Genomic DNA, 21,715 nt, shown 5'->3' with positions numbered 1-21,715 from the left:
TCACACGGGTCTCGGGATCACGGGGTCGCCGTCCGTCATGGCGCCACCATGACCGGTCGGCGGCGCGGGCCGTAGGGCGGCGGGTGGCCCGGTCGCGGGCGCCGCCGCTGGGGGGCGGCGGCGCCGGCCGCTCTTCGCCGCGTACATCGCCCGATCGGCACGCCGCAGCAGCTCCTCCGGGCTCTCCAGCGGACCGGCCGCGGCCACCACCGCGAGCCCGACACTCACGGACACCCGACGGTCGTGCCCGTGGACCCGCAGCGGGGTGTACATGGCCTCGCGGACCCGCTGTGCCGTGAGCTCCCCGACCGCCCGTGGGTCGTTTCCGAGATCGCGCAGCAGCACGGCGAACTCGTCCCCACCGATGCGGGCGGCGAGATCCCCCCGGCGCACCGCGCCGCGTATCCGGCCGGCGACCGCGCGCAGCAGTTCGTCACCGGCGGCATGGCCCAGGGTGTCGTTGACCGCCTTGAAGTCGTCCAGGTCGCAGTACAGCAGCCCCACCGGCGTTCCGTGCGCCCGGTGGTCCTGGACCGCGTCGGCGACCTCCGCGTCGAACAGCATCCGGTTTCCCAGACCCGTCAGCGGGTCGTGCAGCACCTGGTAATGCAGCTCCTGCTGGGCGACGCGCACACTGACCAGGAGCCGGGTGTTCTGGGCGACGGTCACCATCTGCCGGATCAGCACGAGCCCCACCAGCGCGATGAACAGCGCCAGGGTGACTCCGCGCAGGGCGTCGCCGCGCGCCGCGGTCGCCACCACCAGCCCGGCGACGGCGCTCAGCGGCAGGTACGGCAGGTAGACGTGCGCCCACACCGCGAGCTGGTCGCCCCATGACCGGCCGGGCGTGCCCGGCGCGGACGTCAGGCCCGGGCCGGGCCGCCTGCGCCCGGGCGGGACCAGCATGGCGAGCCCGAGCAGCGGCGGACCGAGCGCCAGCCCCACCCAGGCACTCGCGGTCTGGTTGATCTCCACCCGCTGGATCAGCGCCCACTGGACGCTCGCGCCGGTGGCGACCGTGATGCACAGCGCGCCGGCCGCGTACATCACGACCGCCCGGGGACTGCGGGGACGGCCGAAGGTGAGCAGCAGCAGCAGGGCGAACAGCTGGGCGGCGCTGCCGAGGATGGTCCCGAGCCCCAGCCAGTACCTGGCGGCGGACAGTCCGCTGCCGTGCAGGTCGCCGAGCACCTCCACCCACAGCAGCAGAAGGACGGACCCGGCGATGAGCAGTCCGTCGAGGAGCATCAGCAGGTAGCGACCCAGGTCGGGCTTCGCCCGGCGCGGGTCGGCCGCGTCGCGCCGGGGCTCTCCCGGCAGTGCCAGCACCGCCAGGAACGCCAGCCCCACCGGCACCAGGTGCACCGCGTTCAGGCTGGTGTAGTGCACCCGCCGGTCGTGGTCCACGCCGAAGACCACGATCCACTGGATCGCCCCGACCACGACGAAGACCAGCGCTCCGGTCAGCAGCGCCCGCCAGCGCCGCTCCTCCCGGCGTGTGCGCAGCACCGCGACCACGCCCAGCAGCAGCGACCATCCGCTCAGGACCAGCGGCCCGAAGATCTCGAAGGGACGCCGACTCCCGCCGTCGAGCGCGGCCTGGGGGACGAGGACGGCGGCGACCAGCACCGCGGTGGCGCACGCGAGCAGGACGAAGGCCCGACCGCCCAGTGGCGCCGCGGGCGGGAGAGCCAGCGCGACCCCTGACGTGGACGGCGCGCCGGGCGAGGCCTCCGGGTCGGTCGCGAGCGGAACACCAGCACGACGCATGGACGGCGTCCTCCCTCCCCGCCCAGCATCACCCGGCACAACGGCCCGCGCACGCCAAAACCCTACGATACGCGATCACATGGTGACGCCCTGACGCCAGACGCCCGGCCCGCCATCGATGATCAGTCTGGCCGCCCGCTCACATCGCCGTCCGATGGTCGCCGGTGCCGGGGCGCACGGGCATCGGCCGGACCATCGCGTCCACCGTGAACGACGCGACCAGCGCCCCGTCCTCGGTGTACACCCGGCACTCGCTGTGGGTCATTCCCCCGTTGGCGACAGTCGAGTGATGGTGATAGCGCAGCCACTGGTCGGCGTGGATATCGGCGTGCAGCGACAGTGCGATCGCGTTGATACCGGTGGACAGGCTGCGGTGGGCCTGCCACTGGCCGACTCCGGCGTGCGGGCGCATCGCCGCCGAGATCGAGATGTGCCCGGTGAACTGGGCGAGCAGTGCCGCGTGCAGCGGCTGGTCGGCCGGCACCGCGCGAAAGCGCACCCAGGTGTCGATGGTCGGCGGCCCGACCGGCGCCGCCGGATCGTCGTCGTACTCCCCGGCCGGGATCCGCAGATCCCGGCCGGTGACCGCCATGTCGAGCGGCTCGGACTCGTAGGGCCCCGGGGCCGGCGGTGCCGGCGCCGCGTGGCGGAACACGTCCTCTCCGGTGACGTCGAGCAGCAGCGTCCCGGACGCGCGCCGCCGGCCACCCTGGTCGACGTGCGCGATGACGGAGGTGAAGCTGCGACCGTTGTTGAGCTCCTCGAGCTCGAACGCCAACGGCTCGCGGGCGTCGGCGGCCCGGTAGAACACCATGTGCGCCGACACGACGCGGCGGCCCGGCGCATGCCGGCTCGCGGCGACGATCGCCTGGCCGAGCATCTGGCTGGCCTCGACCACGGGCCGCCCCGGGCTCGACAGGAACCCGCTGACGTACCGGCGCTCGCCGTCCGGGCGCACGTCCAGAATGTCGACCAGATCCGCGACGTCACCCCAGATCGGGAACTGCTTGACGGTGACGTCGCGCGGATCGTCCCCGTCGACCCCGTCGACGATCTCGACGAGCGCCCGGTCATGGTCGAACGTGACCAGCCCCGCGAGCCACTCCAGGCCGGCGGCCGGCTCGGTGGACAGCCACGCCACGTCCTGCCCGTCGACGACCGCGCCCGGCACCGGCGGCGCGCCCCAGCCGCGCAGCGCCGGCGGCACCTTGCCGTCGATCGACCAGGTCTGGGCGCCGCCCCGGACCGGGCAGGTGGCCGGCGTCGACGTCGGGGTGAACAGGTCGAGCCGCACATCCTCGCGCGGGAAGTACAGCGCGGACGTCCCGTCCGGCTGCCGTCCCCGCACCGTCGCGGTCGACTCGGCGATCAGCTGGTCCCCCCACCAGGCCCGGGCCCGCAACGGGATGGGGACGGCGACGAGGGCCGGTGCGCCGGCCTCGGCCGGTTCGGAGGCCGCCTGCTCTGGAGCTGTCATGATCTCACTCTCCGTCGACGTGGACAGATGGACCTGCGTGAACGGCTGGACCTGCGTGAACGGCTGGACCTGCGTGAACGGCCGGGCCGGGGTGGACGGCCGGGCCGGGGTGGACGGCCGGGCCGGGGTGGACGGCCGGGCCAGCAGGAAGAAACGGACTGGTCTCGGAGGAAGGATCGGAGACGCCCCGGGCGGTCGGCAGGTGCGGGCGGGCCGGGAACGTGCGGGCCGTCGCGAGGATGGCCAGGACATCGGTGGCCTCGTCCCGCACCTCGATCGTGGCGACCACGCCCCGCGCCACGGCCGACCCGTTCCCGCCGGTCGCTGCCCCGGCCGCTTCTTCCCCGGCCACGCTGGCCGTCGCGACGGCGGGGCCGCGGCGGACCGGACGCAGGTACCGGATCCCCAACGACGCCAGCGTCGTGCCCGGCGGGGACACCCGCGGCGGCAACGAGAACAGCGCCTCCTCCATGAGCACCGGCACCAGCCCGCCGTTGAGCGTGCCGGCGGCGTTGGACATGTCCGGTCCCACCCGCATCGACACCACACCGGGCACGACCGGCTCGCAGCGCAGTCGGGTGGCGATCGGCTCGCGCAGCCGGCCCCGGAGGTGACGCATCGAGTCCAGGGCCCACCCGCCGGGCGGCATCCGCAGTGCCGGGTCGGGCGCCGGGACGAAGATGCTGCTGCCGATACCGAGCAGGCGGCCGTCCTCGCCGACGAAGTCGATCGCGGACACCAGGACCGTCTGGCCCGACTTGACGGTCCGGCCGATTCCCCGCACCGTCTGGCCGCCCGCCGGGATCTCCTGGAACAGGTGCACGTCGAGCGCGAGGGTGACGGGGACCCGTGGGGCGATCTCGCGCACCCCCAGCAGGCCGAGCACCACGTCCGCGAGAGCGGCCAGCGCCGAGGCCCGCAGCCATGGCGTGCCCGGCACGGCGAGCTCGGGGACCGCGGGCAGCAGACCGTGCAGCTCGTCGCCGACCTCCTCGACCGTCAGAGCGAGTTCGCCGATCACGTTCGAGGTCCCCTTGCCGGCGCCGGCCGTGCCCCGGCTCACCGTCGCACTCACCGCTGTGTCGTCACTGTCGGCCGTCCCGTCATCGCCATGTCGCCGCCGCTCGGCGGTCGCCCGCCTGCTCCCCGCCGCGCGGTCGCTCTGGTCCCCGCCGCGCGGTCGCTGCTGTGTCGTCCTCGTCGGGCCGTCGTCGGGTGCGCGCGGCGCAGGCGCGCGGCAGGCCGATCCGACGGGGCCGAACCCGTTCGACTCTAAGGTCAGGGATGAGGTCGATGTCGAGTTTGCCGCCTGCGGCGGGCCCGGCCAGGTGGCGACCCGTGGGTTACCCGGACCCCGGAGCGGGGAACTCCCACGACCACCGGGCGACAGGGTTGTCGCACCGGGCCAGCCCGGCGGGCTGACCATCACGCCGGATCGGCCAGGTCATCGCGCGGGATCGGCCGACCTCCCCATCGGCGTTGACATCGCTCGTCGCGGTGCGATGTCATAGGCGCGACGACCGGGGATCATGATTCGGCCGGAGCGACACCGTCCAGAACCCGCCGCAGCAGCGGTTGCCGCCCGTCCCCTTCGGCGCCGGAGACCCCCTGTCCGCGGTGGTCCGCGGACAGGCCGCACCGCCCGGGTCGCGACGAACCGGATACCGCCGGCACCTGATGTCAGGTGTCATCCGGACGTCGCCGCATCCGATCTGACTGAAGAGCCGGCCGACGCGTGGCCGGGCCGCGCCGGTCGCTGTGACGGCCGACGGTCACAGCAGGCGTCGAACGAACTGGAGGGTCTCCCATGGGCAAGCTTGATGGCAGGGTCGCATTCATCACCGGAGCCGCCCGCGGCCAGGGCCGCAGCCACGCGGTGCGCCTCGCCCAGGAGGGCGCGGACATCGTCGCGGTCGACATCTGTGAGCAGATCGAGACCGTCACCTACCCGCTGGCCACGCCGGAGGACCTCGCCCAGACCGTCAAGGAGGTGGAGGCGCTCGGGCGCAGCATCGTCGCGGTCAGGGCCGACGTCCGCGAGCGCTCGCAGCTGCAGGCCGCCCTGGCCGAGGGGATCGCCCGCTTCGGCCGGCTCGACATCGTCCTCGCCAACGCCGGCATCTGCCCGTGGAAGGACATCACCCTGCTCAGCGGGTTCGTCGACGGCACCGACGTCGACCTGATCGGTGCGATGAACACCGTCGCGGTCAGCCTGCCGCATCTGAAGTCCGGCGCGTCGATCGTCATCACCGGCTCCACCGCCGGGATGATGAAGGGGACCACGGAGAACCTGGGCAACAGCGGTGGCGTCGGGTACGCGTGGGCCAAGCGGGTCATCTTCCAGTACACCCAGACCCTCGCGCTGCAGCTCGCGGCCAGCAGCATCCGGCTCAACGCCGTGCACCCCACCAACACCAACACCCACCTGCTGCAGAACGACGACATCTACAAGGCGTTCCGGCCCGACCTGGAGAACCCGACCCGCGAGGACGCGGAGCTGGCGTTCCCGGCCATGCAGGCGATGCCGATCCCCTACATCGAGCCGAGCGACGTCAGCGACCTGGTGCTCTTCCTCGTCTCCGACGAGTCGAAGTACATCACCGGGCAGAACTTCCGCATCGACGCCGGCGCCATGCTCAAGGGCGAGTCGGCGATCTGACCGGGCCAGCCATGACCACACCATCGTCCACCGGCAGCACGCCCGCGACCGCCAGCCCCACGCCCGCCGTGGAGCTCGACGGCCGGGTCGTGCTGGTCACCGGTGCCGCCCGCGGGCAGGGCCGGGCGATCAGCGAGCGGGTGGTGGCGGCCGGGGGCCGTGTCATCGCCGGTGACGTCCTGCCCGACGTGCACGAGCTTGCCGACGCCCGGCCGGACGCGGTTCATGCCGTCTCCCTCGACGTCACCGACGCGGCGGCCTGGGCGCAGGCCGTCCAGGGCGGCCTGGATCGCTTCGGACGTCTCGACGGTCTGGTGAACAACGCCGGTGTGCTGCGCCGCGAGTCCCTGGAGCGGGAGAACCCGGCCGACTTCGAGCGGGTGTGGCGGATCAACTGCCTCGGGCCGTTCCTCGGCCTGCAGGCGGTCGCCCCGCACCTGCGGGCCGCGGGCGCCGGCGCGATCGTGAACACCGTGTCGGCCGCGGCGGCCACCGCCTGGACGTTGCACAGCGCCTACTCGTCGTCGAAATGGGCGCTGCGCGGCCTCACCAAGGTCGCGGCCCTCGAGCTCGCCCCGTACGGCATCCGGGTCAACGCCGTGCTCCCCGGGCCGGTGCTGACCCCGATGGTCATCGGCGATGGCGACCCGGTGGCCGAGAAGCGGCTGGCCGCCACACCGCTGGGCCGCGCCGGCCTGCCCACGGACATCGCGGAGCTCGTCGTCTTCCTGCTCTCCGACAGGGCCGCCTTCATCGCCGGCGCCGAGATCGCCATCGACGGCGGCCAGACCGCGGGCGTCGTCCTCACCCTGCCCGACCAGCAGTAGGCCGCTGACCGGCCAGAACACCTCGCCGGCCAGAACTGTCCGGACCGGCCGGAGCGCCTGACCACCAGGAGCGCTCCGGCCGGCTGCTGTGTTACCTCGCGGGCCGGGTGAGCTCGCTGGCGTTGTCGTGCATGATGCGCCGCTGGTCATCTGCCGAGAACGAACCGAGGCCGCCGAGGAAGTCCTTCGGCTCGGCGAGTCCCTCGGCGTGCGGCCAGTCGGAGCCGAACAGGATCCGCTCGACCGGCAGGTGCACGGCGAGCTCCGCCACGTCGTCCTCGACGAACGGGGCGACCCAGCAGTGCTCGATGAACTGGTCGACCAGCGAGCCGGTGAACATCCCGGGGTTCTGGCCCTGCATCACCCGCAGACCGTGCAGCAGTGAGCCGACCCAGGTGCCGCCGTTCTCGATGAACGCGATCCGCAGGTCGCCGAACCGCTCGAACAGGCCGTGGGCGACCAGGGCCGCGGCGAAGTCGTGCACGAGTCGGTGCTTCATCAGCATCTTCAGGAACGGCTCGTCGCGCGTGATCGCGTTCGTGTCGCCGCCGCGGCTGGTCTGGTGGTAGCCCCAGCTCCGCGCGATCGCGGCCTCGACCTCCCGGTAGCCGTCGTCGAACCCGGCGTGCGGGGCGACGACGATCCCGGCCTCCTGGACCCGGGCCCAGAACGGGTCGAACCGCGGATCGGCGGGTGACCGGTAGCCCTCGGGGGTGAACACCGGCCCGTTGCGGATGCTCACCACCCGCGCGCCCCGCCCGACGCACCACTCCAGTTCGGTGACCGCCCGGTCCAGGTCGGACAGGGTCAGGAACGGCACGCCGAAGATCCGGTTCTGGTAGGCGAAGCCCCAGTCCTCCTCGAGCCACCGGTTGAACGCCCGCAGCACCTCGATGGACGCCTCGATGTCGGGCTGCATCGGACCTTCCACGCACACCGCGTGGGACGGGAACATCCAGACGGCGGCCAGGCCCTGTTCGTCCATGCGGCGCAGTCGGGCGTCCCGCTGGAACCAGTCGGGATGGTCCGCCGGTGCCTCGCAGGCCAGTTCCGCGCCGACCGAACCCTTGTCGCCGCGTCCACCGAAGTAGTCGTAGAGCGCGCCGGGACGGGGACGGGGATGCACGTCGCCCGGCCCGGGCAGGATCGGATGGGCCCGATCACCGAGGAGGTAGCGAATCTCGCCGTCTCGCTCGACGACCCGCAGTCCACGGTCGAGAAAAGCCGGATCGCGATGCCGGGTGAAGGCGTCGCTGGATTCCCAGTAGTGGTTGTCGGCGTCGAAAACTGCGGCTAATCCGGAAATGTCGGTCACGTCAAAATCCTTCTGCTGTCTGGTCGAACCGGATCGGTCGGATCTGCCGGATCGGTCGGACGGTCATTCGGTGCCGTGTCGCAGCAGCCGACCGGGAGTGGTCTGTGTGCATTCACCGTCGACAAAGGTGGTCGTGCCGTTCACCACGATCCGGTCATAGCCGGTGGCCTTCTGGATGAGCCGCCATTCACCGGCGGGATAGTCCCAGACCCGCTCGGCGGGAAGGCTGTCCACCGTGTCCGGGTCGTAGACGATGACGTCGGCGGGCGCGTCCTCGGCGAGGAAACCGCGGCCCTTGAGGCCCGCGGCCTGCGCCGGGTAGGCGGACAGCCGCCAGTGCGCCTGCTCCAGCGACATGATCTCGTGCTCGCGCACCCACAGGCCGAGCAGCTCACTCGGGTAGCGGGCGGTGGTGACGAACTTGGTGTGCGCGCCGCCGTCGCTGACCCCGGGCAGCGAGACCGACCCGGTGGCGATCTCCTTCATGGCCTGCGGCGGCGTGCGCAGCAGCGGCGTGGCGAAGCCGACCCGCAGCTCACCGGCGACGGCCAGGTCGAGCATCGCGTCGATCGGGTGCTTGTTCTCCCGCGCGGCGATCTCGCCGATGGTGTAGCCCTCGTAGGTGTCCTTGAGCGTGCGGGCGTCCGCGACGTCGCTGGAGATCCAGTGGCACTTGATGTCGGCGAGCACGTAGCCGGCGCCGAACAGACCACCGCGCTCGGCGTGCACCTGCTTCATCTGCGCCCGGCGCCGCGGGTCGGCGAGCTTCACCCGCTTCTCGGCGACCGTGCCGATCAGCGCCTCCTTCCAGCAGGGAATCGCATCCGCCAGGTTGTAGTCCTCCAGGGTGAACTCGGAGGCGAAGTTGGTCGTGAGCGCCTGGGCGAAGACCCGCAGGCCCTCCTGCTCGTTGAGCTCGGTGAGACGGGTCAGGGCGTCGCGGTGCGACATCTGCTGGCCACCGTGCTGGTTGAGCGCGCCGTCGGCGAGCAGGGCGTTCCAGATGATCGGCCGCCCGCTCTCGCGGGCCATGAACGCCGCGGTCTCCAGCGGCGAGGTCACCTGCGCCACCCCGCGCCCGAGCGCGCCCAGGGCCTGGCTGAACGCCCGCAGGTCCCGTTCGCTCATCAGGTCGGTCACCATGGGGGTGCCGTCGTAGTCGAGCTGCACGTTGCCGACGTCCCCGAGGATCTGCGCCGACAGACCGCAGCCACCGACCTCCATCCCCTCGATCAGCAGCTTGCACATGAGCTGCAGCTCCTCGTCGGTGACGGGCCGGCCCTTGGCCACGTCCAGACCGACGACATAGCCGTAGAGCGGGGCCAGCGGCACGAAGGACATCACGTTCACGCCCTTGGGCGTGCGCTCGACGCTGTCGAGGAACTCGGGGAAGGTCTCCCAGTCCCACGGCATGCCCTGGCGCATCGTCTCCATCGGGACGGCCTCGTTGCGCGACAGGCTGAGCATCGCCCGCTCACGGTCGACCGGCTTACAGGGGGCGAAGCCGAACCCGCAGTTGCCGATGACGACGCTGGTGACGCCGTGCCAGCCCGACATCGTGCACCACGGATCCCAGAACAGCTGGCTGTCGTAGTGGGTGTGCAGGTCCACCACGCCCGGTGCCACGACCCGGCCGGTGGCGTCGACGACCTCCGCGGCGTCGGAGGAACGCACCTTTCCGATGTGGACGATCTTCCCGTCGGCGATGGCGACATCCGCCCGATACCGCGGCGTCTGTAACCCGTCGATGACGGTTCCACCCTTGATGACCAGATCGTAGATCGCCATTACACGGTCCTCCCTCAGGCCGTCGTGCAGGCCGTTATGACTTCGGTCTCACCATGGAGATTGCCTTGATAGTGAGTCCCGAAAATCATCCCGTCAAGGGAGTTCCCACGTTTCTCTGTCGAACCGGTCGAACACACTGGGGATCAATTCGACAACAGACCAGAACAGCCGCCGACAGGAGGAAGGGAATAGCGAAAAGCCGCCCTCGAAAACAGCGGAAAAAATACCCGGAGAAACCGGGAGGACACGGTGCCGGACCAACCGAAAGCCCGCCCGGCCCGTACCCGCGGGTCGGCTTCGGAAAAGCCACCCGGTCAGCTCACGGCATGGTCCTCCGGTTTCAGCCGAGCGGTCATCGCCCAGTAGTCGACAAGTCGCCAGGGGCACAGGACGTACACCCGGCCGTCGGCGGCCTTGTACCAGGAGTGCTCGATCGAGGGGTGGCCCCACATCAGCGTGCCGATCTCGGCCTGGAGATCCTCGGCGTAACGGGCGTAGGCCGTCGGTGTCGGTTCGATCGACCGCCGACCGCCGGCCAGCAGCGCCAGCGCGTCCCCGACGTAGCGCATCTGGCATTCGGTGAGGAAGATGACGCTGCCGGCGTGGGCGAGGCTGGTCGCCGGACCGCCGAGGATGAACAGGTTCGGGAAGTCCGGAACCGTGATGTTGAGGTAGCCCGCGGGTCGCCCCTGCCAGACGTCGGTCAGCGACACCCCACCCCGGCCGACGATCTCCATCGGCCAGAGCACCTCACTGGCCCGGAACCCGGTCGCCATGACGATGACATCGACCTCGTGGCGTCCGGCGGTGGTGACGACGGCATCCGGTTCGACCCGCAGGATCCGGTCGTTGACCAGGTCGACGTGAGGGCGTCGCAGGCAGCGCAGCCAGCTGCCGTTGTCCTGCAGCATGCGCTTGGCCATCGGCGGGTAGTCGGGCGTGACCTTGCGGGCGAGGTCGGGATCGTCACCGACCTGCTCGTCGATCCAGCGGACGAAGGCCTCGCGGCGGGTGGCGCTGAACGCGTTGGCGGTGCGCGGGAAGTCGGGCCACTCGGGGTCCACCCGGACCAGCTCCAGCAGCCGATCGCTGGACTGCCACATCAGCATGAACCGGTACCACCGGCCGTAGCCGGGCAGGTGGCGCATCGCCCACCGCTCCCCCGGCCGGATCTGGTCGTGGTAGCGCGGGTTCGGCGCCATCCACTGCGGGGTCCGCTGGAAGACGGTGAGCCGCTCGACCTCGTCGACGACCGCCGGCCCGAGCTGGAACCCGCTGGCCCCGGCGCCGATCAGCGCCACCCGCCGGCCGCCCAGGTCGACCCGCTCATCCCACTGCGCCGAGTGGAACGCCGGGCCGGCGAAGTCTGCGAGCCCGGGGATGTCGGGGATCAGCGGTCGACTCAGCAGGCCGACCCCGCTGATCAGCGCACTCGCGGACGCCGTGTGCGTGGTGCCGTCCGCGGTGCGGTAGGTGACCTGCCAGCGCGCGCCGTCGTCGTCCCAGACGGCCCGCTCGACCTCACAACGCCAGCGGACGTGCTCACCGATGCCGTGCTCGTCGAAGCGGGCGCGGAAGTAGCGGTAAAGCTCGGGTTGGCGGGCGTAGTACTCGCTGAAGCTGTCGTTCGGACCGAACGAGTAGTTGTAGTAGTGGCTGGCGACGTCGACCCGGGCGCCCGGGTACCGGTTCTCGTACCAGGTTCCGCCGACGTCGGCGTTCTTCTCGAGGATCGTGAACGGGATACCGGCCTCCTTGAGCCGGATGCCGGCGAGCAGGCCGGACTCGCCGCAGCCGATGACGAGAACGCCGAACCCCGGGTCGAGCGGAACCCGCTCGGGGTCGGGCAGCCGGATCGCCCGTGGGTTGCGCCCCTCGAGATCCATCTCGTCGCGGTACATCGCCACGTAGTCGTCGGGCACCGGCTCGCAGGCGATCCAGTTCATGATCTCGTGTACCAGGGCGGGGTCGAGCTCCTTCGCCGGGGGGCAGCCGGCGTCCCGCCAGGACCGGATGACCGCCAGCGCGTCGCGGCGCAGCAGCGCCTTCTCGTCCTCGGTGAGCGCGCCCTGGAACTCGTTGTGCACCCACTGCCGGGGCCGGATCGGCCCGCGCACAGGGGCGGGGTCACCGGTGAGCCCGACGAGGACGGCGGTGAGCGCCGGAACCGAGACGTCCTCGAGCGCCGCCGCGATCTCGTCGTCTCCGTCAGTGACAGGTTCGACGTGCAGATGACCGTGCGCCATGAATGTCCTTCCACGCCAACCCGCAGATCCTTCGCTTGTGCACCGCACAGCGTCGTACGTGGCACTAATGGGTGTCAACGGCTACCGTGGCCCCATGCCGGTGACCACCCGACCCCTCGCGGAGGTGAAGCGGCAGGCGGCACTCGAGCATGTGCTCACCGCTGCTCGCCGGTACGTGATCGAGAACAGCGTCGACGCGACCATGGACCAGCTCGCCGAGGCGTCCGGGGTGAGCCGGCGCACGCTGTTCCGGCTCTTCGGTACGCGCGAGAAGCTCATCGCCAGCGCCTTCCAGGCCGCGATGACGCACTACCTGCGGTCACTGCCGCCTTTTCGCGGCGACGTCGACCAGTGGCTGCGGGCGACCTGTGAGACGGCCCACCGGATGAACGCCTCCATCGGCCCCGGCTACTGGGAGATGGCCGCCCGCACCGATCTGCCGCCGGACCTCGCCACGTTCCAGCGGTCCACCCGGCGCGACTGGAACGACCGGATCCTCGAGATCGCCGCGACCCTGTGGCACGAACAGGGCCACCGCGGCCCTCCGCCCGACGCGCTGCTCACCACCGTGGGAGCCCATCTGAGCTCCCATTTCACCGCCGCCGTCATCATCGACGCCGGCCGCGACTGGCAGACCGCCAGCGCCCTGGCCCATGCCGCCATCACGGGAACCATCGGTTTCCTCTCGGCCCCGGGCCAGGTCACACAGCTCGACAGCCCGGCAACGGCGGAGCAGGTTTCGGGGGGGTGCGCGCACCCATGACTGACTCCGGTCGCCTGGCTGACTCCGGTCGCCAGGACGCGACGTCCGGGCCGGCGGCGGCCGACCGCAGCGCGGGATGGGTGGCGTCGTGGTCGACGTCGATCGCCGGCCCGTTCGGCCCGCTCGCCCCGCCCGGCGCCGCGGTGGCGGCGTACATGCCGCAGCCCGATCTCTCCTTCGCCCTCACCTGCCCCGTCACCGACGGCGCCCGCGACCAGACCATCCGCATGATCGTCAAGCCGGACGTGTGGGGCACCGTCGCCCGGGTGCGGCTGTCCAACGCGTTCGGCCCGAACGCCGTGACCTTCGGCGCCGCGTCGGTGGCATTACGGGAGTACCAGGCGAACCTGGTCGAGGGCACCTCGGTCGCCCTGACCTTCGAGGGCCGACCGGAGGTGACGATCCCGCCCGGCGAGCGCAGGTTCAGCGACCCGGTCGCCCTGCCGTTCGTCGACCGGATCACCCCACGCTGGCTGGCCGGTCGCGAGCTCGCGGTCAGCCTCGCGGTGCGCGGCGCGTCCGGGCCGATCAGTGCCCACTCCGACGGCCTGGTCACCGGCTATCTGAGCCCGCCGGGTTCGGGCGACCAGACCGGCGCGCCGGATGACCACGCCTACCCCTACACGATCAACTCGGTGCTGTTCGTCGAGGCCGTCGACATGTGGCTACCGGATGCCACCCTGGTGGTCTGTGCGTTCGGTGACTCCCTGACCGACGGCACGTTCTCCACCCACGGCGGGTACGACCGCTGGTCGAACGCGATGTCGCGCCGGTTGCACGCCGCGCTCGGCGACCGGGTGAGCGTGGTCAACCAGGGGATCGGTGGCAACGCGGTGGCCGCGGCGATGATCGGGCAGCCGGCGACGGTGCGGGTCCACCGGGACGTGCTCGGCCTGTCCGGGCTCGACGTGGTGGTCTGGCTCGAGGGGATCAACGATCTGGGGATCGGCCGGGGCACCCCGGGGCCCGTGCTGGCCGGCTACCGGCAGGTGGTCGACGTGCTGCACGACGCCGGGGTGCGGGTGGTCGGCGCGACGATCCCCCCCGCGCTGGCCCCCGGTGGCACGCCGCCGGCGGACAGCCCGCTGCGGTCGGTTGGCGCGGAGCTGGTCGCCCACATCGGCGGCCGTCAGGTGGACCGGTACCGCCGGGAACTCAACGAGTTCATCCTCACCAGCGGTGTCTTCGATGCCACCGCCGACCTGGCCGCCGCCGTGACCGACCCGGCCACCGGGACGCTGCCGGCGCCGTTCGTGCCCAGCAGCGCCGGTAGCGCCGGCGACTACCTGCATCCCAACCGGGCGGCCTACCAGGTCATGGGTCGGGTGGCCGCGGACGCGGTGCTCACCCTGGCGGCCGTCAGGCGGTGAGCACCGCGCACGGACAGCGCCAACCCACGCTGGCCGCAACCACAACCCCAGCAGGAGAATCCATGCAGCCTGACCTGATCGAGACCCAGCGCCGCGGCCGGAAGATCGCGCTGACCGGCGCGGAGGTCGACACGCTGCTGACCGAGGAACGCGTCTGCCGCGTCGCGACGCTGACCTCCTCGGGTGCCCCACATCTGAGCCCGCTGTGGTTCGTCTGGGACGGCACGTCCCTGTGGCTCTACTCGATCGTGCGCAGCCAGCGCTGGACGGACGTGCGGCGCGACCCCCGGACGGCCGTCGTCGTCGACGGTGGCGGCGGGTTCACCGAGCTGCACGGCGTGGAGCTGCGCGGCCGCTTCGAGCCGGTCGGCCCGGTCCCCCGCACCGGCGACGAGGACGCCCCCGAACTCGCCACACCCGAGCGGCTGTTCGCCGCCAAGTACGGCGGCCGCCCCGACGGCTCGATGTTCCACGACGGCCGGCACGGCTGGCTGCGCCTGACCCCCGAGAAGGCGGCCTCCTGGGACCACCGCAAGCTCGGCCGATGACGATCCCCGCCACCCCGGTCGACTCCGCCCGTCCAACCGGGGTGGACGGGCCCCAGCCGGTCACCACGCACCGGCACGGCCGGACCCTGGTGATCCGGATCGACCGGGAGGCCAAACGCAACGCGCTCAACCCCGCCATCGCCGCGGGCATCGACCAGGCGATGAACGAGGTCGAGGATGATCCCGAGCTGTGGTGCGCCATCCTCACCGGCGGGCCGCGGATGTTCTCCGCCGGCGCCGATCTGAGGACCGGCGCCGGCGAACCGACCGAACGCGGTGGCCTGGTGGGGCTCATCCACCGGCAGCGGACCAAACCGCTGATCGCCGCGGTCGAGGGTTTCGCGCTCGGCGGCGGGGTCGAACTCGTGCTGTGCTGCGATCTGGTGGTCGCCGCCCGCGACGCACGGTTCGGCCTGCCCGAGGTCAAGCGGGGCCTGATGCCCGACTTCGGCGGTGCCTTCCGGATCTCCCGGGTGCTGCCGCGCAACGTCGCCTTCGAGCTGCTCGCCACCGGGGACGACCTGTCCGCCGAACGGGCCGAACGTCTCGGCCTGGTCAACGTCCTCACCGAGCCCGGTGGGGCCCTCGAGGGCGCGCTCGCACTGGCCGAGCGGGTCAACGCCAACGCACCGTTGGCCGTGCGCGCGGCCCTGGGCATCGCCCGTCACGAGATCGCTCCCGACGAGACGGAGATCTGGGCCCGCAGCGACGCCGCCCACGCCGACCTCATGGGAACCGCCGATTTCCGCGAGGGCATCGACGCCTTCTTCGCACGCCGTCCCCCGGTCTGGAAGGCCCGCTGAGCCGACGGACAGGACCGACTTGCCCGCTGACCCGCTGACCCGCTGACCCGGCAGGGCCAGCGGGTCAGCTCAGGTCAGCAGGTCAGGGTTCCGCGGCGCAGGGCGTGGCCGCCATCGTTGCTGTCATCGGACCAGACGACCTGACGGGATCCGCCGGAGCAGCTCGCCGCGGGTGCGAGCGCGAATCCCTCGTTGTTGTAGTTGCTCATTCCGCTGGGACGCGCGTACACGGCGGTGCCGGCGAAGACTCCCGACGCGTTGATGTCGAGGACCGCCGTCCGACCCTGGCAGGTGTCGTCGCATTCCGCCCACAGGTGACCGGTACTCGGATCGAATTCCAGGTCCATGACGGCGGAGAACCCGCTCGCGAACGTGGCGACCCGGGTGTAGGTGGTGCCGGCCTGGTTGAGCGCGTAGGCGTAGACGGAGCCGTTCGCCTCCAGCCCGGCGAAGTACAGGCCGGTGCCGTGCCCGGGGTAACTCGCCGGGTTGTAGGCGGCGCCGGTGTGGTCGTCATGGAAGCCGTGCGCGGTCAGGTAGGAGTCGGGAATCCACGAGATGGCTTCCAGTCCGCTGTTCGCGGCCACCGCCGGCAGGTCGGCGGTGAGGTTCCACTCCCCCGTCGCGGTCAGCGCGGACGCGCTGGAGGTGGCGTCGAACCGGAGGATCTCCGGGCGGCTCACGCCGCTGTTGGCGTTGTTGCGCTCGGTGGCGACGAACAGTCCGTCCGGGGTGGTGACGACGCCCTCGGCGTCCGGGTCACCGGTGCCGCCGGGGTAGTGCAGGGCCTTGCCGGACGTCCAGCCACCGGTGGTGTCCGGCGTCCAGTTCGACCCGCTGGGCACCAGCCGGTAGAGGGTGCCGGGGCCGTTCTTCACCGCCCACAGCTGGCTTGCGTTCTCGAACGACAGGCCGCTGAGGTTCTCCCCGAACACGTTCGCCGCGTCGGCGACGGACACGGCGCTGCCGCCCGGCCAGGTCGCCGGCGGGCAGGAGTTCGTCGCCCCGCGGGTGGACGCCGCGGTGGTCGTGAACGCCCCGGTGGCGTCGGGGCAGCGCCCGTAGGTCGTCGACGCGTGCGACGTCCAGGTGTAGGAGTCGACCGGGGTGGTGACGCCGGCCTGGTAGAGCCGCACCGAGTCGGCGGCGCCGAGCCCGAACACGGGGTCCACGTCGAGGACCAGGTGGCCGCCAACGGCCACGGAGGTGCCGGCCGGGATCGTGAACACGTGGGTGTCGTCGTTGTCCCGCACGCTCCAGCCGGAGACGTCCACCGCGGTCGTGCCGGTGTTCGCGAGCTCCACCCAGTCACCCGGGCTGCCGCCGCTGGACTCGATCTCGTTGATCCGCACCGTCGTCGCCGCCTGCGCCGCCTGGGGCAGCGCCACCAGGCCGGCGACACTCGCCAGGCCCAGCACCAGCGCTGTCCCCGCCGCGGCGACCGCGGGCCGGCGGCGCGACCCCGAGCGCGACCGTGACCACACCGACGGGCAAGCTGCCGGCCGGGTGGCTGCCGACGGGACGGGTGTCGGCAGGGGAGGTAGGGAACCACGTGACCATCGGCGCACGGAGCGGACTCCTGTTCCACGGACCAGGCAGGGGGGAAACCCCGCTCCCTGCCGTGGCGAAGCCTTCCGCACACCGGCGACGACCCGCTGAACGCGCCACCAACAACATGGGCAGCACTGATGACCACTGTGCGCAGCCACCCGGCCGCGCTACGCCCAGGATCGCACTACTGCCACGCCGTGGCGGCCTGCCCGGTGCGGGGACACCCCAGCCGGCCAGGCCGCCCGCCGGACTAGGAGATCCCGAGCAGTTCGACCTCGAAGAGCAGGTCGGACTTCGGCGGGATGACCGGTGGGAAGCCGGCCTCACCGTAGGCGTAGTCCCAGGTGATGGTGAGGACGGCCTTCTGGCCGAGGGAGAGCTGGGGCACGCCCTCGTCCCAGCCCTGGATGACCCGGCCGATCCCGATCTCGGTCGTGAACGGTGTGCCCCGGTCACGGGACGAGTCGAAGACCTTGCCACTGCGCAAGGTGCCGACGTAGTGGATCGTCACCGTGTCGCCCTTCTTCGGGAACGTCCTGCCATCCCCCGGCGACAGCGTCTCGATCGAAACACCCATGCGAAATGCCTCTCCTACCTCGATGGAGGCAAGCAGGCCGGCCGCCGGACGACACCCGCCCGCGGAACCCGGCCCGCCGCCCGGCTCCCTCGACCCTAACGGTCCTTCGTGCCAGCCATGCCCCCACGTGGTAGGGCCCTCGCCGACACGGAATCCGTCAAGCTTTTTGAGGCAGGTTCCTCGGGAAACTACTGACCTTTAATGTGCGAGGTCGGCTGGCTGATCATGGGGTGGTGTCAAGGTCAGCCCGGTGCCCGCCAGGCATCCCTCGAGCAGATCAGGACAGCGCCCGACCCGGCCCATGCCCCGGCGGACCAGACCGGTGAGATGGTCGACGTCGACCAGGACCCGGTTGGCGATCTCCCCGCGTTTCAGCAGCGACCACACGCCTTCCACCGGGTTCAGCTCCGGACTGTACGACGGCAGTCGGATCACGGTCAGCCACCGGGAGTTCGCCGCGATGAACGCGAGCATCTGCGCACACCGATGGGTACCCAGATTGTCCCAGACCAGCACGAGCGGCCGGCCCAGCCGGCGGTGCGCCGCCACGACCAGATCCCGGTACTCCGTCCACCCAAACCCCATCGGTTCACCACGGCCCCGATGCTCGCGCAGCCGGTAAAACCAGCGCGTCACCTGCCCAGGCCGGTAGCAGGCCAGCCCCGCGATCGACACCCGCCCCGACCCGCCCCCACGCACCCGCACCACCGGCGACCGTCCCCGCCGACCCCCACTGGTCACCCGAGGCGGCCGCAACGTCTGCCCCGCCTCATCCTCGAACACCACCCAGCCCCCGGTGACCGCCGCTATTTTCTTGCCCGCTCCCACACCTGCTCCCGCCACACCCCCACCGCACCCTCGTCCCGTTCCACCGCCCGGCGCACCGGCACCTGACACGACCAGCCCCGCCGGTCCAACAGCAACCACACCCCCGCCAGCGTGTACTCCACCCCGAACATCCTGACGATCACCTCCCGGATCCGGGCCAACGTCCACCGCTCATCCACCCAGCCCGACGCCGCTGGCCCCCGATCCAACACCGCCTCCAACGCCCGCAACTGCTCTTCGTCCAACCGGCAGCGTGACGTCGGCCCCCGCGAACGCAACGCCGCCACCCCACCGACCTTCCACCGCCGACGCCACCGCTCCACCGACCGCTCGCTCACCCGCAAACCCGCAGCAACCTCCCGATTCAACGCACCGTTCTCGAACAGATCCGCAGCCTCCCGCCGTACCCGCTCCCGACGATCCCGATCCTCGGCGGTCAACCCACCACCCGTCGCATACCTCATACCAACCCACTACCCAACCCCCAACGATCACCCCGACGATCACCACCGGACCAACCCGACCCGGAACATTAAAGATCAGTAGTTGCGTCTGACCGCTGTGCTCTACTTGCAAACCCGCAAATGATCTTTGTTTGCGCTGGTAGACACGGTTTTGTGGGCGCGGCAGGGATCGAACCTGCGACCACTCGCTTGTAAGGCGAGCGCTCTCCCGCTGAGCTACGCGCCCGGGAGTAGCCAGAGTTCCAGAAGTAGCCGGAGCCACAGCCCGCCAAGCTTACGCCTGTGCGCCATGAGGACGACGCCACAACCGTAGCGCGGCGGAGGGGGAGCCGGTGGCGGCAGTGCTCGCGGATGGCGGCACCTGGGCCCCGAGGGCCCGGCAACGCGCACCGACTCCCGTACCCACAGTCTAGAGGGCGGCGAGGGCCTTGAGGTACTCGGCCTGGTCGCGCGCGTCGGGAATGTTGTTGACGACCTTCCAGCGCACGACGCCCTCCTTGTCGATCACGAAGGTGCCGCGCACGGAGATGCCCCGCTCCTCGTTGAAAACGCCGTAGGAGGACGCGACGGCGCCGTGCGGCCAGAAGTCGGCCAGCAGCGGGAACTCGTAGCCCTGCTGGTCGGCCCAGACCTTGTGGGCGAACGGCGAGTCGACGGAAACGGCGAGGACCTGCACGTTGTCGTTCTGGAAGGAACCGAGGTCGTCCCGCACGGAGCACAGCTCGCCCTGGCAGACACCGGTGAAGGTCAACGGGTAGAACAGCAGCACGACGTTCCGCCTGCCGCGGAAGTCGGCCAGGGTGATGACCTCGTTGTTCTGGTCCTTCAGCGAGAAGTCCGGGGCGACGGAGCCAACTTCGACAGTCACGAGCGCTTCCTCTCCACAACGATGGGGATGATCACGGTGACGCCAACTCCGATCAGGCCGACATCCGTCCAGGACACCACCACGACCGGGCCCGCCGTCCCCTACTGCCAGCATGCCAGTTTCCGCCGGCCGGGAACCGATCGGTGCGGCGCGGTGTGGCCCACAACGGGCGGCGTGGATGTTTCAGGGGCCGCGCCGCCGGCAAGTTTCACGCTCCCGAGACACACAGGCGGCGAGTGTTGAGGTGTCATCGGCCAGACTGGCCTAGTCTGGCCGATCGACGCGGGAGCCATCGACCAGACGTGCGGTACCAGGGTGCACGATCCGCGTACGCCACCGGCATGGACACCGATGAGGGCAGGACCAACGTTGACCGACCAGAGCGCGACCCCCCACGGCTTCCCTGAGCCGCATGGCCAACCAGATGTCCACGACCGCCGTGGCTGGTCATCCGATCGTGCCTACCAGACGGGTCTTCCCCCGGAGCCGCCCTACCCCGCCGAGCAGCCGCGTCCGGGCGGCCAGCCGGCCAGGGAGCCGCACCCGATCGACGGGCCGGGCACGTCCACCGGGGGCTTCCCGATCTACGCGTTCCGTGAGTCGCTGTCCGGGCCGGAACCGGAGCAGGGCTACCCGGCGACCCCCGACTACGGCTTCCCCGGGCCGGACGGGCCCGCTGGCCCGGTCCGCGACCTCGGCGGCGCCGGCATGCTCGGCAGGCATCGCAACCCGTTCGCCGCCTGGCTCGGCCTGCCGCTGCTCACCCTCGGTGTCTACCCGTTCGTCTGGGTCTACAAGACGAACCGGGAACTGGCCGAGTACGACCGACGCATCCAGGTCAACCCGACGTTGTCAGTGCTGGCCTTCCTGATCGGCTGGCTGGTGATCGTGCCACCGTTCGTCGCGGCCTGGCGGCTCGGTACCCGCACCCGCGCCGCCCAGCATGCCGCGGGCGTGCCGGAGACCAACCCGGTGCTCGCGTTCGTCCTGTTCCTGATCGGTTTCGGACCGCTGTTCCTGCAGCTCGAGCTCAACCGCCTCTGGGATCGCTACCCGGGTGCCGTCGAAGGCCAGCAGGTCCCGCTGTACCGCTGACCCAACCCATCACCGCTGACCCAACCCCTCCGGCCCGTGCCCGGGTGTCGCCCGCGGGCAGGCGAGAACCGCGGACGTGGTCGGACCACGCCCGCGCGCGCCCGCGGCGCCGACGGTGGCACACCACCACCGGGACGCCGCCGCGCGGCGGACTCCGGCCACGCTCCGCTCGGCCGACCGGAAGCCGCCCACCCCCAAGGCGGGCTCCGGCCACGCCGATCCCCCGGGCCGGCCTGGCACCCGGGGACGACGCCGACGCGCTACTCAGCGATGGCGCGTGCGCTGCGACTTGGGGGCCGCGAGCCGCTGACCGGACCACTCCTGGGCCGCGCTGAGCGTGCTGGTCTGCACCAGGCCGGCGGTGGGCACCGCGTCCAGCACGTCGCTGGGAGCAACGTGACCGTCCCGTCCCGCCTTGGGTGTCAGCAGCCAGATCACACCATCGTCGGAGAGCTGGCGGCGCGCGTCGATAAGCGCGTTCGCCAGATCACCGTCGTCGTCGCGCCACCACAGCAGCACGATGTCGACGACGTCGTCGGAGCCCTCGGGGACTAGCTCGGTACCGCTGGCACTGGTCACCGCGTCCAGCAGGTCCTGGGCGATGTCATCGTCCTCGTTGAGCGACTGCACCTGGGTCCCGGCGGAGACTCCCAGCCGCTCCGCCCGGCGCTGACCCTCGGCGTTCGCCGCGGTCGGACTCACCCTGCGCTACCTCCTGTTCGTTGTTGACGCTCCGCGGTGGGCGCGGAGACGTCCTGTTCGTGTG

19 protein-coding genes and 1 tRNA gene are annotated in these 21,715 nt (G+C 71.3%); 7 read left to right on the top strand and 13 right to left on the bottom strand.

The window, feature by feature from the left end; genetic code table 11:
• The 3 genes from MXD61_RS17980 to MXD61_RS17970 all read right to left on the bottom strand — a co-directional run bounded on the left by MXD61_RS17980 (nucleotide 1) and on the right by MXD61_RS17970 (nucleotide 4,322).
• Entirely contained in the window at nucleotides 1-1,770 is a 1,770-nt protein-coding gene (locus MXD61_RS17980) for a GGDEF domain-containing protein (RefSeq protein ID WP_248814634.1), read from the bottom strand.
• Between the two features lie 139 nt (nucleotides 1,771-1,909).
• Complete coding sequence (locus MXD61_RS17975) at nucleotides 1,910-3,247, bottom strand: DUF427 domain-containing protein (protein ID WP_248814633.1); 1,338 nt, start codon at nucleotides 3,245-3,247, stop codon at nucleotides 1,910-1,912.
• Between the two features lie 4 nt (nucleotides 3,248-3,251).
• Nucleotides 3,252-4,322, bottom strand: a complete 1,071-nt coding sequence (locus tag MXD61_RS17970) for a hotdog domain-containing protein (protein ID WP_248814632.1) — start codon at nucleotides 4,320-4,322, stop codon at nucleotides 3,252-3,254.
• 732 nt (nucleotides 4,323-5,054) lie between these two features.
• On the opposite strand from MXD61_RS17970, the gene MXD61_RS17965 reads away from it, so the two are divergent.
• Both MXD61_RS17965 and MXD61_RS17960 read left to right on the top strand, forming a co-directional pair.
• Complete coding sequence (locus MXD61_RS17965; protein ID WP_248814631.1) at nucleotides 5,055-5,906, top strand: mycofactocin-coupled SDR family oxidoreductase; 852 nt, start codon at nucleotides 5,055-5,057, stop codon at nucleotides 5,904-5,906.
• Between the two features lie 11 nt (nucleotides 5,907-5,917).
• Nucleotides 5,918-6,733, top strand: a complete 816-nt coding sequence (locus tag MXD61_RS17960) for an SDR family NAD(P)-dependent oxidoreductase (protein ID WP_248814630.1) — start codon at nucleotides 5,918-5,920, stop codon at nucleotides 6,731-6,733.
• Nucleotides 6,734-6,824: 91 nt separating this feature from the next.
• On the opposite strand, the gene MXD61_RS17955 is transcribed toward MXD61_RS17960, so the two are convergent.
• The 3 genes from MXD61_RS17955 to MXD61_RS17945 form a co-directional block, all read right to left on the bottom strand.
• Nucleotides 6,825-8,048, bottom strand: a complete 1,224-nt coding sequence (locus MXD61_RS17955) for an amidohydrolase family protein (RefSeq protein ID WP_248814629.1) — start codon at nucleotides 8,046-8,048, stop codon at nucleotides 6,825-6,827.
• 63 nt (nucleotides 8,049-8,111) lie between these two features.
• Nucleotides 8,112-9,836, bottom strand: coding sequence for an amidohydrolase family protein (locus MXD61_RS17950; protein ID WP_248814628.1), 1,725 nt, complete (start codon nucleotides 9,834-9,836; stop codon nucleotides 8,112-8,114).
• Nucleotides 9,837-10,150: 314 nt separating this feature from the next.
• Nucleotides 10,151-12,082, bottom strand: coding sequence for an NAD(P)/FAD-dependent oxidoreductase (locus MXD61_RS17945; protein ID WP_248814627.1), 1,932 nt, complete (start codon nucleotides 12,080-12,082; stop codon nucleotides 10,151-10,153).
• Nucleotides 12,083-12,176: 94 nt separating this feature from the next.
• Here MXD61_RS17945 and MXD61_RS17940 point away from each other — a divergent pair, with 94 nt between their 5' ends.
• From MXD61_RS17940 to MXD61_RS17925, 4 genes are all read left to right on the top strand, one after another.
• A complete protein-coding gene (locus MXD61_RS17940) occupies nucleotides 12,177-12,845 on the top strand; it encodes a TetR/AcrR family transcriptional regulator (protein WP_248814626.1) in 669 nt (222 codons plus the stop codon).
• A complete protein-coding gene (locus MXD61_RS17935) occupies nucleotides 12,842-14,215 on the top strand; it encodes a GDSL-type esterase/lipase family protein (protein ID WP_248814625.1) in 1,374 nt (457 codons plus the stop codon). The genes MXD61_RS17940 and MXD61_RS17935 overlap by 4 nt, the downstream gene beginning before the upstream one ends.
• Before the next feature lie 77 nt (nucleotides 14,216-14,292).
• A complete protein-coding gene (locus MXD61_RS17930) occupies nucleotides 14,293-14,763 on the top strand; it encodes a pyridoxamine 5'-phosphate oxidase family protein (protein WP_248814699.1) in 471 nt (156 codons plus the stop codon).
• On the top strand, nucleotides 14,760-15,566 hold the full coding sequence (locus tag MXD61_RS17925; protein WP_248814624.1) for an enoyl-CoA hydratase-related protein: 807 nt from the start codon (nucleotides 14,760-14,762) through the stop codon (nucleotides 15,564-15,566). Before MXD61_RS17930 ends, MXD61_RS17925 begins: the two co-directional genes overlap by 4 nt.
• Before the next feature lie 74 nt (nucleotides 15,567-15,640).
• On the opposite strand, the gene MXD61_RS17920 is transcribed toward MXD61_RS17925, so the two are convergent.
• The 6 genes from MXD61_RS17920 to MXD61_RS17890 form a co-directional block, all read right to left on the bottom strand.
• Entirely contained in the window at nucleotides 15,641-17,050 is a 1,410-nt protein-coding gene (locus MXD61_RS17920; RefSeq protein ID WP_248814623.1) for a lamin tail domain-containing protein, read from the bottom strand.
• 317 nt (nucleotides 17,051-17,367) lie between these two features.
• Nucleotides 17,368-17,694 carry an FKBP-type peptidyl-prolyl cis-trans isomerase gene (locus MXD61_RS17915; RefSeq protein ID WP_163549922.1) on the bottom strand — a complete coding sequence of 109 codons (327 nt, stop codon included), beginning with the start codon at nucleotides 17,692-17,694 and terminating at the stop codon, nucleotides 17,368-17,370.
• 198 nt (nucleotides 17,695-17,892) lie between these two features.
• A complete protein-coding gene (locus MXD61_RS17910) occupies nucleotides 17,893-18,537 on the bottom strand; it encodes a transposase (protein WP_248814622.1) in 645 nt (214 codons plus the stop codon).
• Nucleotides 18,501-18,986 carry a winged helix-turn-helix domain-containing protein gene (locus MXD61_RS17900; RefSeq protein ID WP_285223310.1) on the bottom strand — a complete coding sequence of 162 codons (486 nt, stop codon included), beginning with the start codon at nucleotides 18,984-18,986 and terminating at the stop codon, nucleotides 18,501-18,503. The genes MXD61_RS17910 and MXD61_RS17900 overlap by 37 nt, the downstream gene beginning before the upstream one ends.
• A gap of 154 nt (nucleotides 18,987-19,140) precedes the next feature.
• Nucleotides 19,141-19,212, bottom strand: a tRNA-Val gene (locus MXD61_RS17895).
• Between the two features lie 183 nt (nucleotides 19,213-19,395).
• Nucleotides 19,396-19,854 carry a peroxiredoxin gene (locus tag MXD61_RS17890; RefSeq protein WP_248814621.1) on the bottom strand — a complete coding sequence of 153 codons (459 nt, stop codon included), beginning with the start codon at nucleotides 19,852-19,854 and terminating at the stop codon, nucleotides 19,396-19,398.
• 369 nt (nucleotides 19,855-20,223) lie between these two features.
• On the opposite strand from MXD61_RS17890, the gene MXD61_RS17885 reads away from it, so the two are divergent.
• Nucleotides 20,224-20,949, top strand: coding sequence for a DUF4234 domain-containing protein (locus MXD61_RS17885; RefSeq protein ID WP_248814620.1), 726 nt, complete (start codon nucleotides 20,224-20,226; stop codon nucleotides 20,947-20,949).
• A 264-nt stretch (nucleotides 20,950-21,213) separates the two neighbouring features.
• Here the strand turns inward: MXD61_RS17885 and MXD61_RS17880 are convergent, their stop codons facing one another.
• A complete protein-coding gene (locus MXD61_RS17880) occupies nucleotides 21,214-21,651 on the bottom strand; it encodes a DUF3052 domain-containing protein (RefSeq protein ID WP_163549925.1) in 438 nt (145 codons plus the stop codon).
• Nucleotides 21,652-21,715 lie beyond the last annotated feature (64 nt).

The organism is Frankia sp. AgPm24 (assembly GCF_023243055.1).
Lineage (GTDB): Bacteria > Actinomycetota > Actinomycetes > Frankiales > Frankiaceae > Frankia > Frankia umida.
The sequence above is the reverse complement of the archived record's forward strand: the minus strand, read 5'-3'. Positions and strand labels throughout refer to the sequence as shown.

Bases quoted from the DNA above. Each gene is read 5' to 3' on its own strand.
- MXD61_RS17980 (WP_248814634.1), bottom strand. From the start codon at position 1,770: ATGCGTCGTGCTGGTGTTCCGCTCGCGACCGACCCGGAGGCCTCGCCC.
- MXD61_RS17975 (WP_248814633.1), bottom strand. From the start codon at position 3,247: ATGACAGCTCCAGAGCAGGCGGCCTCCGAACCGGCCGAGGCCGGCGCA.
- MXD61_RS17965 (WP_248814631.1), top strand. From the start codon at position 5,055: ATGGGCAAGCTTGATGGCAGGGTCGCATTCATCACCGGAGCCGCCCGC.
- MXD61_RS17960 (WP_248814630.1), top strand. From the start codon at position 5,918: ATGACCACACCATCGTCCACCGGCAGCACGCCCGCGACCGCCAGCCCC.
- MXD61_RS17950 (WP_248814628.1), bottom strand. From the start codon at position 9,836: ATGGCGATCTACGATCTGGTCATCAAGGGTGGAACCGTCATCGACGGG.
- MXD61_RS17945 (WP_248814627.1), bottom strand. From the start codon at position 12,082: ATGGCGCACGGTCATCTGCACGTCGAACCTGTCACTGACGGAGACGAC.
- MXD61_RS17940 (WP_248814626.1), top strand. From the start codon at position 12,177: ATGCCGGTGACCACCCGACCCCTCGCGGAGGTGAAGCGGCAGGCGGCA.
- MXD61_RS17935 (WP_248814625.1), top strand. From the start codon at position 12,842: ATGACTGACTCCGGTCGCCTGGCTGACTCCGGTCGCCAGGACGCGACG.
- MXD61_RS17925 (WP_248814624.1), top strand. From the start codon at position 14,760: ATGACGATCCCCGCCACCCCGGTCGACTCCGCCCGTCCAACCGGGGTG.
- MXD61_RS17915 (WP_163549922.1), bottom strand. From the start codon at position 17,694: ATGGGTGTTTCGATCGAGACGCTGTCGCCGGGGGATGGCAGGACGTTC.
- MXD61_RS17900 (WP_285223310.1), bottom strand. From the start codon at position 18,986: ATGAGGTATGCGACGGGTGGTGGGTTGACCGCCGAGGATCGGGATCGT.